The organism is Pantoea sp. Cy-639, from assembly GCF_011752525.1.
Classification (GTDB): Bacteria; Pseudomonadota; Gammaproteobacteria; order Pseudomonadales; family Pseudomonadaceae; genus Aquipseudomonas.
The window spans coordinates 14,108-26,305 of record NZ_VWXI01000021.1; the positions used below are offsets into that span (position 1 = coordinate 14,108).

9 protein-coding genes are annotated in these 12,198 nt (G+C 63.8%); 1 reads left to right on the forward strand and 8 read right to left on the reverse strand.

The genetic code is table 11. The annotated features are described in order from the left end of the window. Positions 1–8: 8 nt before the first annotated feature. The 8 genes from tssG to F3J43_RS21400 all read right to left on the reverse strand — a co-directional run bounded on the left by tssG (position 9) and on the right by F3J43_RS21400 (position 9,233). The gene (gene tssG, locus F3J43_RS21365) at positions 9–1,016 is read right to left on the reverse strand and encodes a type VI secretion system baseplate subunit TssG (protein WP_166891725.1); all 1,008 of its coding nucleotides are present in this window, start codon (positions 1,014–1,016) and stop codon (positions 9–11) included. Beyond that, positions 980–2,767: a type VI secretion system baseplate subunit TssF gene (tssF, locus tag F3J43_RS21370; RefSeq protein WP_166891728.1), complete on the reverse strand. Its 1,788-nt coding sequence runs from the start codon at positions 2,765–2,767 to the stop codon at positions 980–982. The genes tssG and tssF overlap by 37 nt, the downstream gene beginning before the upstream one ends. Positions 2,768–2,907: 140 nt before the next feature. Then, on the reverse strand, positions 2,908–3,327 hold the full coding sequence (tssE, locus tag F3J43_RS21375) for a type VI secretion system baseplate subunit TssE (RefSeq protein ID WP_166891731.1): 420 nt from the start codon (positions 3,325–3,327) through the stop codon (positions 2,908–2,910). A 6-nt stretch (positions 3,328–3,333) separates the two neighbouring features. Next, entirely contained in the window at positions 3,334–4,806 is a 1,473-nt protein-coding gene (gene tssC, locus F3J43_RS21380; protein ID WP_166891734.1) for a type VI secretion system contractile sheath large subunit, read from the reverse strand. 27 nt (positions 4,807–4,833) lie between these two features. Further along, the gene (gene tssB, locus F3J43_RS21385; RefSeq protein WP_166891751.1) at positions 4,834–5,334 is read right to left on the reverse strand and encodes a type VI secretion system contractile sheath small subunit; all 501 of its coding nucleotides are present in this window, start codon (positions 5,332–5,334) and stop codon (positions 4,834–4,836) included. Positions 5,335–5,367: 33 nt separating this feature from the next. Next, entirely contained in the window at positions 5,368–6,924 is a 1,557-nt protein-coding gene (gene tssA, locus F3J43_RS21390; protein ID WP_166891768.1) for a type VI secretion system protein TssA, read from the reverse strand. 359 nt (positions 6,925–7,283) lie between these two features. Further along, entirely contained in the window at positions 7,284–7,829 is a 546-nt protein-coding gene (locus tag F3J43_RS21395) for a single-stranded DNA-binding protein (RefSeq protein ID WP_166891771.1), read from the reverse strand. Positions 7,830–7,838: 9 nt separating this feature from the next. Then, positions 7,839–9,233 carry an MFS transporter gene (locus tag F3J43_RS21400; RefSeq protein ID WP_166891774.1) on the reverse strand — a complete coding sequence of 465 codons (1,395 nt, stop codon included), beginning with the start codon at positions 9,231–9,233 and terminating at the stop codon, positions 7,839–7,841. Positions 9,234–9,362: 129 nt separating this feature from the next. Here F3J43_RS21400 and uvrA point away from each other — a divergent pair, with 129 nt between their 5' ends. Continuing rightward, positions 9,363–12,197: an excinuclease ABC subunit UvrA gene (gene uvrA, locus F3J43_RS21405; protein ID WP_166891777.1), complete on the forward strand. Its 2,835-nt coding sequence runs from the start codon at positions 9,363–9,365 to the stop codon at positions 12,195–12,197. Position 12,198: the final 1 nt, after the last annotated feature.

Below are 12,198 nucleotides of genomic sequence, written 5' to 3' on the forward strand. Positions count from 1 at the left end.
ATTGGTCCTTAATGAATTTTGCTTCCCAGGGTCACCACGCCATCGGCGCGCTCGCGACCCAGCCAACTGGTCCAGCCCAGGTGGCAGACGTTCTGTTCGCCGATGCGCAGTTCGCGGATCTCCTCGCGGCGCAGCTCCAGGCGGATGTCGTAGTCCAGCGGGTCGCGCAGGGTGAAGCGGGTCAGCGCGCACAGTGGCTGGTAGCCGAAGCCGATCGGCAGGAACTCGTGAAAGCGCTGCCAGTCCAGCTGGGTGATATGGATGCGGAACTTGCCGCTGCGGTCGCGCACCCGCTCGCCAAGCACCGCGTCCTCGCCCAGCAGGCTGTTGGCCAGGCCCAGGCGGTTGCATTGCTCCTCGAGGATGTCCACGCGGCGCTCGAGGCACTGCTCGATGACCAGGTCGGCATGCTTGAAGTAGTAACGCAGCACCGCCTCGATCAGCGCCGCCGAGTGGGCGCGCAGGCTGAGCACGCCGAGGTACGGCAGCAGGCGTTTCCAGTTCAGCTCCTTGGCCCGGCGGATCTCCTCGCCACCCAGGCCGATCAGGGCGAACAGGTGCGACGAGAAGCCGTCCAGCGCGCCACTTTCGAAACTGGCGCGGTAGCGGTACTTGCGCCAGATCGGCAGCAGCAACCGCTGCAGGCGATGATGGAACAGGTCGAGGAACATCCGCGTCGGGTTGCCGTCCTCGTTGTCGCCCAGCGCCTGCTCGCCGTAGAACGCCGGCAGCGGCGAGCTGGAACCGACCAGGCCGATCAGGTTGAAGCGCATGCGCGCGCGCAGTTGTCCGTGCTCGTGGAAGAACTCGATACGGTCGACGTCGCTGCCGGGGAAACCCAGGCTGGGGTTGGCCTGGAACTCCACCAGGTCGTAGAGCGCCTCGTCCTCCAGGTACGGGTAGGCCTCGCGCAACTGCTCCATCACCAGCAGCACCGCCTGGAACAGCGAGTACTCGCGGATGCTCCGGCTCAGCCGGCTTACAGCAGCGGTTGCAGGCCCATGCGTGGTGTCCATTGGTACACCTCCCCCTGTGTGCTTTTCACCCGCAACTCGTGGTACGAGTTGAGGCTGGCGTAGAGCGCGAAGAATTCATTGAGCACCGAGGCGAAGACGAACAGGTCGCCCTCGCCGATGTAGCCCTCCGGGTCGATCGTCAGCTCGGTGCGCAGGCCGCGCAGCGGCAGGCCCCGGTGCAGGCGGTCAACATGCTGGTGGCGAATCGACTTGAGGCCGCCGAGCAGGCGCCGGCTGACCTTCTCGGCATGCTGGTCGTAGTAGCGCGGCAGGTCGTAGGTCTCGAGGATCACCTTGAGCGCGTCCACGTCTGCCAGCGACAGGTAGTTCAGCGACATGTTGCTGATCAGCTTCCACAGGAAGTCGCGGTTCAGCGGCGGCGCGTAGCTGGCGGTGACCGGGGTGATGTTGCGGAAGGTGAGGAACTCCGGGGTCTCCTCGCTGAGCATGCAGATGTCGCCAAGCTTCAGGCGCCGTGGCAGGTTCTGGTTGGTGCAGGTCAGCTCGATCGACAGGGTCTCGTGGGACTCGGCCTGGTGCACGCCGAAGCTCAGGTAGGTATCGAGACCGTCATGCAGCAGCGAGGAGCGCTGGCGGATGCTGTAGTGCGGGCGGTTCTCCGGCACGTCGAAACTGGCATCGTGCTCGAACGACTCGAACGGCACGTAGTTCTGGTAGCCCAGGCCACCGGGGCTCCAGCCGGTCACGCCGTCCACCGAGAACACCCCGCAGTGCTCGGGGTCGAGTTCGGCCGGCAGCAGCAGGTACTCGTCCTGCTTGCCGTCCAGGCGGATCGGCAGGGCATCGTGCTTGAACAGGTTGGCGATCGGCGTGCAGTACAGCTTGACGTTGTCCAGGGTCGGGCGCAGGCGCTGGGCCTCGCCGCGGCGGATGTCGAAGCGCAGTTCGACGCCGTGCACCTGCTTGAGGGTCTCCTCCGGCAGGCTCTGCAGCACGTCCAGGCCGGTGACGTCGACGAACAGGAACTTGTCCTGGAAGGCGAAGTACTCCTGCAGGAAGCGGTAGCCGCGGAAGGTGTTCAGCGGATAGGGAATCAGCGCCTCTTCCTCGGCGAAGCCCACCGGCTGCACCTTGGCCGCCGGCGCGCGCAGCAGCAGCGGTTCGCCCTTGGCGTTGAGCAGTGGCTTGCCGTGGCTGTCCAGCGGCATCAGCTCGACCCCGGCCAGGCTGCGCAGCAGGCTCAGGTAGAGCATCTGGCTGATGTAGCGCTCGCCAGCCAGGTGCAGGCGCAGCTTGCTCAGCTTCACGTCGCCCAGGTTGCCGTCGCAGTTCATCTCCAGACGCAGGCTGAGCAGCGCGCCCTGCCCGTTGAGCGAGTAGTTCAGCGCAGCCAGGCGCAGGGGCAGCACTTCGGTCGGGTAGCAGGTGCGGAAACGGCAGCTGACACCGTCGATCGGCCGCCCTTCCACCGGGGTATCGCGCTCGACGCGCAAGGCCGGGCCGGACTGGCGCAGGGGATCGAACTGCAGGATGCTGAAGGCCGGCAGCGGGCGCATGTAGTTCGGCCACAGCAGGTGCATCAGCGAGTGGGTCAGCTCGGGCAGTTCGTCATCGAGTTTCTGCCGCAGGCGGCCGGTGAGGAAGGCGAAACCTTCGAGCAGGCGCTCGACATCCGGATCGCGGCCGGCCTGGCCGAGAAACGGCGCCAGCGCCGGGCTGCGCTCGGCAAAGCGCCGCCCCAGCTGGCGCAGCGCCGTCAGCTCGCTTTGGTAGTAGTAGTTGAAGGACATCCGTCGTTCCGCCTGATTTCAGATCTCGATACCGCCCAAGGGGTCGGTTTGACACATGCGCCGTGCCTGGCCAGGCACTCGGTCGGGCAACTTGCCGCGCAGGGATTCGGGGATCTCAGGCTATGCGCACCGCAACATCGCTAGTCTCCTTGACTGACTCTGACTTGCCCGCTGCCATCCAGGCGCGCGGCAAAGCTGACGTGGCGCTTGATACCGTCCACCTCAAGCTGGCCTTCGATACTGAAAGCCAGCTTGAGCTGATCGTGATCACGCGGGCGGGATATCACCCGGACATCGGACATGCGCGGTTCGTAGGCCTCGATGAAGTACTCGATGGCCCGGCGCGCCTGGCTGAGCGCATCGTGCAGGCTCAGGCGCATGTCGTTGAGGTCCGGCAGCCCGTAGTCGGCGAGCGTCTGCACGCTGCCGGCCCGGGTGCTGAGCATCTTCGCCAGGTGAACGGCCACGGAAGCCATGGCAGCGTCTTCACGCCGCCAGTTGGCACGCTGGTCGGCTTCGCCGCTCAGGCGTTCGAACAGGCTTCCGTAGCCATCCCTCATCGACGCTTACTCCTTGTCCAGCTTGCCGACCAGCGACAAGGTGAAATCGGCGCCCATGTACTTGAAGTGCGGACGCACGTTCAGGCTCACGCGGTACCAGCCCGGCTCACCTTCCACGTCGCTGACGATCACCTGGGCGGCACGCAGCGGACGACGGCCACGGACTTCGGCGCTCGGGTTCTCCTGGTCGGCGACGTACTGGCGAATCCACTTGTTCAGTTCCAGCTCCAGGTCGGTGCGCTCCTTCCAGGAGCCCAGCTGCTCGCGCTGCAGGACCTTGATGTAGTGGGCCAGGCGGTTGACGATCATCATGTACGGCAGCTGGGTGCCCAGCTTGTAGTTCAGCTCGGCGGTCTTGCCTTCGGCGCTGATGCCGAAGAACTTCGGCTTCTGTGCCGAGTTGGCCGAGAAGAACGCCGCGTTGTCGCTGCCCTTGCGCATGGTCAGGGCGATGAAGCCCTCTTCGGCCAGCTCGTACTCGCGACGGTCGGAGACCAGCACTTCGGTCGGGATCTTGGTCTCGATCTCACCCATGCTCTCGAAGTGGTGCAGCGGCAGGTCTTCCACCGCGCCACCGCTCTGCGGGCCGATGATGTTCGGGCACCAGCGGAACTTGGCGAAGCTGTCGGTCAGCTTGGTGCCGAAGGCGTACGCGGTGTTGCCCCACAGGTAGTGCTCGTGGCTGTTGGCCACGTTCTCCTTGTAGACGAACGACTTGACCGGGTTCTCTTCCGGATCGTACGGGTTGCGCAGCAGGAAGCGCGGTACGGTCAGGCCGATGTAGCGCGCGTCCTCGGACTCGCGGAAGCTCTGCCACTTGGTGAACTGCGGGCCTTCGAAGTGATCCTTCAGGTCCTTCAGGTCAGGCAGGCCGGTGAAGCTTTCCAGGCCGAAGAACTTCGGACCGGCCGCGGCGATGAACGGCGCGTGGGACATGCAGGAGACGCTGGAGACGTACTGCATCAGCTTGACGTCGGGCGAGCTCGGCGACAGGAAGTAGTTGGCGATGACGGCGCCAACCGGCTGGCCACCGAACTGGCCGTACTCGGCGGTGTAGATGTGCTTGTACAGGCCAGCCTGCATGACTTCCGGCGAGTCCTCGAAGTCGTCCAGCAGGTCCTGCTTGGAGACGTTGAGGATCTCGATCTTGATGTTTTCGCGGAAGTTGGTGCGGTCGACCAGCAACTGCAGGCCACGCCAGGCCGACTCCATCGACTGGAAGTCCGGGTGGTGCAGGATCTCGTCCATCTGGCGGCTAAGCTTGGCATCGATCTCCGCGATCATGCGGTCGACCAGGGCCTTCTTGACCGGCTCACCGTCGTTCTGCGGCTTGAGCAGTTCTTCGATGAAGGCCGACACGCCGCGCTTGGCGATGTCGTAGGCTTCGTCGTCCGGAGTCAGGCGGGTTTCGGCGATGATGCTGTCGAGAATGCTGAATTCGCTGTTCTCGGCGCTCTGTTGTTGTGCGGCGGTGCTCATGACAATTGGCTTCCTTGACTAGGGGGATCAGGCGTCCGGCTTGGCGTTCAGGCCCAGCTCGCCGAGCACGCGCTCACGAGACTCATCGTCGGCGAGCACGCCTTCGATGGCCTTGCGGAAGGCCGGGGCGTTGCCCAGCGGGCCCTTCAGGGCGACCAGGGCTTCACGCAGTTCCATCAGCTTCTTCAGCTCCGGTACCTGCTCGACCAGGCTGGCCGGGTTGAAGTCCTTCATGGTGTTGACGCGCAGATTGACCGCCAGCTCGTCGCTTTCAGCACCTTCCTGCAGGCGGTTCGGCACGGCCAGGGTCATGCTCAGTTCCTGCTTGGCCAGCACTTCGTCGAAGTTCATCTTGTCGATGCTGATCGGCTTGCGGTCTTCGATCTTGCGATCGTCGGCACGCAGGGTGTAGTCACCGATCGCCAGCAGCTTCAACGGCAGCTCGATCTCTTCCTGAGCGCCACCGGTGGCAGGTTTGAAGGTGACGTTGATGCGTTCCTTGGGGGCTACCGAGCCTTCTTTGGCCATTGGTTTTCTCCTTGAGGGTTATGGCCCTTGGGCCTATTCGAGTACGACTTCGAGATCGAGATGGCACAGTCGGCGGTAGATCTCGTCCTTGCGTTCGCGCACCACATGATTCTGCGGCAGCAGCTCGCAACAGGTATGCAGCAGGTGCAGCACCTGCAGCGAGAGGTCGGGCTCCCAGGCATCCAGGCCGGATTGGCGCAGTTGCTCGTCGAGGGCTTCGAGTTGGGTTCTGGCCAGTTCGTACTTCTTGGCCGTGTAGCACAGACGCGCCTGGCTCAATTGCCAGAAGAAACGCTCGCGTCCGCCATGGACGCCCTGCATCTGTTGCTTGAGGGTTTGCACCGCGGTCTTCAGGCCTTCCTTGCGCAGCACCGGGAGCACCGCGTCCAGGGCCTCCTCCCAGGGTGCCTGGCGCAGGCCGGGCTCGGCCACGGTCTGGGTCACCGCGTCCTGCAGGTGCGACACCACATGACCGGCGATCCAGGCGCGGGTCTCGGGGTCGGCAAACGGGGTGCCATCGTGAAATTTCAGCTCGATCACACTGGGCAGGCGCTGCAGCAGCGAGGCGAAGTTCATCTCCACTTCGCGCATGCCGGCCTCGACGCCCAGCGCCTGGCAGCACTCCCACACCAGGCGTTGGCCATCGAACCAGAACGGCGCCTTGGCCACGCTGTTCTCCAGTTCCACCAGCAGGTCGGCGTACTGGCCCTGGTCGAAGCGTTCCTTGTAGCTCTTGAGCTTGTCGGCGGGCAGCCCGCGCAAGGCCGTGACGTTCTCGGCGTTGCGCTCGGGCATCGCCTCGATGGGCAACCACAGCAGCGTGCGGTTCAGGCGCAGGGCGCGCAGGTCGGTGGCCTTCTGCCGCTGCCACCAGACGCACAGCTGACGGCCCTGCTCCTGTTGCGAGCGCAAGGCCTTGGTGGCGTCCTTCTCGTTCTCGATCGGCTCGCCGGGGCTGAACAGCTGGGTGGCGGCCTGCTTGACCTGGGCGACGATGGCACCGACAGCGCCGGGCTGTGGCTCGTTGTCGGCGGAGCGCTGGACCTGGTTCTTCAGCGAACGGCAGATCGGCAGCAGCAGTGGCGCATCGTCCCCCAACCGGGCGGACAACACGGTCTCGAGCCCCGACAGATGCTCGACCATCTGCTGGAACAGTGGCAGTTGCTCCTTGATCGCAATGTCGCTGCCCAGGGCCTGTTCGAGGCGCGGCACCAGCCAACCGATGGCAGCCGAGCGCGTACGCGCCTTGGCCGGGTGCAGGTCGTCCCAATGGTGTTCGCAGAGCTCGCGCAACAGGCCAAGGCCAGCCAGCAGGCCGGCGTAGGATTCGCGCTGGTAGAGGGCCCAGGTCATCCATGCGGTGACACGCAGGTCCTTGGACTGGTCGCGCAGCAGCGCTTCGCTGTTCTCGAGGATCCTGAGCCAGTCTACCTGGCCACTGGCGTGGATCGACTGGGCCTTGGTCAGTTCGCTTTCGAGGGCTTCGAACTCGCCGGAAAAACGTACGTCCTCACCGCCGAACGAACCCGCGGTAATAGCGTTCTTGCCAAGTTCAAGATAGCGCGCAGCCAGCTTCGAAGAATACGACATCCATATCTCACAGTTAGAACTTGCAAATTAAAGCTGGAGACCTAGTCTTCCTAACTTAACGCGGGAAAGTTCTATTGAGTCAGTCCACACTCCGGTGGACAGTTGATCAAGCGGTTGGATAGCCTAATGCCATTAATGGCGCATTGCAACCACTCATAAGGATAGAAAACACAAGGACAAACAATCATCTAGGGGTTTCCCTGATGTCGCCTAATATATACCCCTAGATAAACAGCGAAGTTATAGTGGAAACAAAACAAACAATCGCCGATAAGATATTGAAAAATATAACGCCCATAAAAAACCGCCGCTTTCTGCAAAGCGGCGGTTTTTTTTGACGCGCGAAACGAAAAAATCGATCAGAACGGAATGTCGTCGTCGAAACTGTCGAAATCGGCGGCCGGTTGCGGTGCTGGCTGCTGCGGCGCCGGACGCTGAGGGGCCTGCTGCGGACGCGGCGCCTGTTGGCGAGGTGCCTGGTTGTACTGCTGCTGGCCACCACCCTGGTTGTAGTTGCCACCGCCCTGGTTGTAAGGATCACCGCCCTGCTGCTGGCCCTGCGGACGACCGCCGAGCAACTGCATGGTGCCGTTGATGTCGACGATGATCTCGGTGGTGTAGCGCTTAATGCCGTCCTTTTCCCATTCGCGGGTCTGCAGCTTGCCTTCGATGTAGCACTGCGAGCCCTTGCGCAGGTACTCGCCGGCGATCTCGGCAACCTTGCCGAACAGCGCCACACGGTGCCACTCGGTGCGCTCGACCTTCTGGCCGGACTGCTTGTCGGTCCACTGCTCGCTGGTGGCCAGGCTCAGGTTGGTCACGGCGTTACCGTTGGGCAGGTAGCGGACTTCGGGATCCTGACCGCAGGTGCCGACCAGAATGACTTTGTTAACCCCACGGGCCATAACGTTCTCCTAGGCTTCGCACGCCGAAGAGGCTGGGTTCACCAGACGCTCGAGGGTCGCACGGTCCAAAATTTTCGTATCCAGTTTGATATAGATGGCGGCCTCTTCTGCCACCACCACGGCGTCGGTCACACCCGGCACGGCCATCAGGCGCTCGGTCAGCCCGGCTTCCCGGACCGCCTCCGGCGTCAGCGGCATGCGCAGGCTGGTCACATAGGGCGGCTCGTTCATGCTCAATGCAGTGACCAGCCACAGGGCACACAGCCCCGCGCAACCCAGGAACACCATGCTCAGGCCACCGTGCTGGAACAACCAGCCACCGATGATTCCTCCCAGCGCGGCGCCAAGGAACTGGCTGGTGGAATACACCCCCATTGCCGTCCCCTTGCCGCCGGCGGGCGACACCTTGCTGACCAGCGAAGGCAAGGATGCCTCCAGCAGGTTGAAGGCAGTAAAGAATACCACGGTGCCGACCACCAGTCCGTGCAAGTTGTCAGCCCACTGCCAGAAGAACACCTCCACCAGCAGCAAGACACTGACCGCGCCGAGCAGGACGCGTTTCATCTTGCGCTTCTTTTCGCCGTAGATGATGAACGGGACCATTGCAAAAAATGAGACCAGCAGCGCGGTCAGGTACACCCACCAGTGCTGCTCCTTGGGCAGCCCGCCGCGCTCGACGAACGCCAGCGGCAATGCCACGAAGCTGGCCATGAGGATCGCATGGAGGATCAGGATGCCCACATCCAGGCGCAGAAGGTCCGGATGGCGCAGGGTCGGGCCGAGGGCCTGGCGCGCCACGCCGGATTCACGATGCTGCAGGGCACCGTGGGCGCTGGGCACGACAAAGGCAATCAGCAGGATGCCGACCAGGGCAAGTCCTGCAGTGGCAAGGAACAATCCTGACAGGCCGAAGGCGCGCGTCAGCAATGGCCCCACCACCATCGCCACGGCGAACGACAGGCCGATGCTCATGCCGATCATGGCCATGGCCTTGGTCCGGTGCTGCTCACGGGTGAGGTCGGAAAGCAGTGCCATGACCGCCGCAGAAATCGCCCCGGCCCCCTGCAGGATACGCCCGGCGATCACGCCCCAGATCGAGTCGGCCTGGGCCGCCAGCACGCTGCCGAGGGCGAAGATCAGCAGCCCCAGGTAAATGATCGGGCGACGGCCGATACGGTCGGAGATCATCCCGAACGGGATCTGCAGCACGGCCTGGGTCAGGCCGTAGGCTCCGATGGCCAGGCCGATCAGCGCCGGCGTGGCACCCGCCAGGTCCATGCCATAGGTGGCGAGCACTGGCAGGACCATGAACATGCCCAGCATACGAAAGGCAAAGACCAGAGCCAGGCCACTGGCGGCGCGGGTTTCGCTGCCACTCATGCGCTCGTTGTGGGTGTCGTGCATGGATTAACCTCGTGTGAACCGGCGGCGATTCTATCAGTCCGACGCCTTGACGGCATATACGCGACGCTTTGCCGCGTGGTGGTGGCGCGCCGTATACTCCTGGGTTTATGCCCGCCGAGCGAGGCTGCAGTGGACAAGATCCTGATCCGTGGGGCACGCACCCACAACCTGAAGAACATCGACCTGACCCTGCCGCGGGACAAGCTGATCGTGATCACCGGCCTGTCCGGTTCCGGCAAGTCGTCCCTGGCGTTCGATACCCTGTACGCCGAAGGCCAGCGCCGCTACGTGGAATCCCTGTCGGCCTATGCCCGGCAGTTCCTGTCGATGATGGAAAAACCCGACGTCGACACCATCGAAGGCCTGTCGCCGGCCATTTCCATCGAGCAGAAGTCGACCTCGCACAACCCCCGCTCGACCGTCGGCACCATCACCGAAATCTACGACTACCTGCGCCTGCTCTATGCCCGTGTCGGCACGCCACGCTGCCCGGACCACGACATCCCGCTGGAAGCGCAGACCATCAGCCAGATGGTCGACCTGGTGCTGGAAAAGCCCGAAGGCAGCAAGCTGATGCTGCTCGCCCCGGTGATCCGCGAACGCAAGGGCGAGCACCTGGCGGTGTTCGACGAACTGCGGGCCCAGGGCTTCGTCCGCGCCCGGGTCAACGGCAAGCTCTACGAGCTCGACGAACTGCCCAAGCTGGACAAGCAGAAAAAGCACAGCATCGATGTGGTGGTGGACCGTTTCAAGGTCCGTGCCGACCTGCAGCAACGCCTGGCCGAATCGTTCGAGACCGCGCTCAAGCTGGCCGACGGCATCGCCCTGGTCGCCCCGATGGATGGCGAGGAAGGCGAAGAGATGATCTTCTCCGCACGCTTCGCCTGCCCGATCTGCGGTCATGCCATCAGCGAGCTGGAGCCCAAGCTGTTCTCCTTCAACAACCCGGCCGGCGCCTGCCCTACCTGCGACGGCCTGGGAGTGAAGCAGTTCTTCGACACCAAGCGCCTGGTCAACAACGAACTGACGCTCGCCGAAGGCGCGATCCGTGGCTGGGATCGGCGCAACGTCTATTACTTCCAGATGCTCGGCTCACTCTCCGCGCACTACGGTTTCAGCCTCGAGGAGCCGTTCGGCCAGCTCTCGGCCGAACACCAGAAAGTCATCCTGCACGGCAGCGGCAAACAGAGCGTCGACTTCAAATACCTCAACGACCGCGGCGACATCGTCAAGCGCTCGCATCCGTTCGAGGGCATCGTGCCCAACCTCGAACGCCGCTACCGCGAGACCGAGTCGGCCACCGTGCGCGAAGAACTGGCCAAGCTGCTCGGCACCCAGCCCTGCCCCGATTGCCGCGGCACCCGCCTGCGCCGCGAGGCACGCCATGTATGGGTCGGCGAGAAGACCCTGCCGGCGGTCACCAACCTGCCGATCGGCGAGGCCAGCGACTACTTCGGCGCCCTTACCCTCAGCGGCCGACGTGGCGAGATCGCGGCGAAGATCCTCAAGGAGATCTGCGAGCGCCTGCAGTTCCTGGTCAACGTCGGTCTCGACTACCTCACCCTCGATCGCAGCGCCGATACCCTCTCCGGCGGCGAAGCCCAGCGCATCCGCCTGGCCAGCCAGATCGGTGCCGGCCTGGTGGGGGTGATGTACATCCTCGACGAACCGTCCATCGGTCTTCATCAACGCGATAACGACCGCCTGCTGGCAACCCTCAACCACCTGCGCGACCTGGGCAACACGGTGATCGTCGTCGAGCACGACGAGGACGCCATCCGCCTGGCCGACTACGTGGTCGATATCGGCCCCGGCGCTGGCGTTCACGGTGGGCAGATCGTCGCCGAGGGCACACCGCAGGAGGTCATGGCACACCCAGACTCGCTGACCGGCAAGTACCTGTCGGGGCGCAAGAAGATCGTCGTGCCTGCCAAGCGCACACCGCGCAACAAGAAATTGTCGCTCAAGCTCAAGGGCGCACGCGGCAACAACCTGCAAAACGTCGACCTGGAACTGCCGATCGGCCTGCTGACCTGCGTCACCGGCGTCTCCGGCTCGGGCAAATCGACCCTGGTCAACAACACCCTGTTCCCGCTGGCCGCCACCGCCCTGAACGGCGCAAGCAGCCTGGAAGCGGCGCCGCACAGCAGCATCGACGGCCTGCAGCACCTGGACAAGGTCGTCGACATCGACCAGAGCCCGATCGGCCGCACCCCACGCTCCAACCCAGCGACCTACACCGGCATCTTCACGCCGATCCGCGAGCTGTTCGCCGGCGTGCCAGAATCCCGCTCGCGCGGCTATGGCCCGGGACGTTTCTCGTTCAACGTCAAAGGCGGACGTTGCGAGGCCTGCCAGGGTGACGGCCTGATCAAGGTGGAAATGCACTTCCTGCCGGACATCTACGTGCCCTGCGACGTGTGCAAGAGCAAGCGCTACAACCGCGAGACCCTGGAGATCAAGTACAAGGGCAAAAACATCCACGAGGTGCTGGAGATGACCATCGAGGATGCCCGCGAATTCTTCGACGCGGTGCCTGCCCTGGCGCGCAAGCTGCAGACACTGATGGATGTGGGGCTGTCGTACATCAAGCTGGGGCAGTCGGCGACTACCTTGTCCGGCGGCGAGGCGCAGCGGGTCAAGCTGTCCCGCGAGCTGTCCAAGCGCGATACCGGCAAGACCCTGTACATCCTCGACGAACCGACCACCGGCCTGCACTTCGCCGATATCCAGCAACTGCTCGACGTACTGCACCGCCTGCGTGATCACGGCAACACCGTGGTGGTCATCGAGCACAACCTGGATGTGATCAAGACTGCCGACTGGCTGGTGGACCTGGGACCTGAGGGTGGTTCGAAAGGTGGGCAGATCATTGCCTGCGGTACGCCCGAGGAGCTGGCCGATAACCAGCGCTCCCACACCGGGCATTACCTCAAGCCGCTGCTGGAGCGGGACCGAGCGTAAG

What these genes read in the sequence shown, in the direction of transcription:
- F3J43_RS21400 (WP_166891774.1), bottom strand. Translation starts at nt 9,233, where the DNA reads ATGCACGACACCCACAACGAGCGCATGAGTGGCAGCGAAACCCGCGCC.
- F3J43_RS21395 (WP_166891771.1), bottom strand. Translation starts at nt 7,829, where the DNA reads ATGGCCCGTGGGGTTAACAAAGTCATTCTGGTCGGCACCTGCGGTCAG.
- tssC (WP_166891734.1), bottom strand. Translation starts at nt 4,806, where the DNA reads ATGAGCACCGCCGCACAACAACAGAGCGCCGAGAACAGCGAATTCAGC.
- tssB (WP_166891751.1), bottom strand. Translation starts at nt 5,334, where the DNA reads ATGGCCAAAGAAGGCTCGGTAGCCCCCAAGGAACGCATCAACGTCACC.
- tssF (WP_166891728.1), bottom strand. Translation starts at nt 2,767, where the DNA reads ATGTCCTTCAACTACTACTACCAAAGCGAGCTGACGGCGCTGCGCCAG.
- tssE (WP_166891731.1), bottom strand. Translation starts at nt 3,327, where the DNA reads ATGAGGGATGGCTACGGAAGCCTGTTCGAACGCCTGAGCGGCGAAGCC.
- tssG (WP_166891725.1), bottom strand. Translation starts at nt 1,016, where the DNA reads ATGGACACCACGCATGGGCCTGCAACCGCTGCTGTAAGCCGGCTGAGC.
- tssA (WP_166891768.1), bottom strand. Translation starts at nt 6,924, where the DNA reads ATGTCGTATTCTTCGAAGCTGGCTGCGCGCTATCTTGAACTTGGCAAG.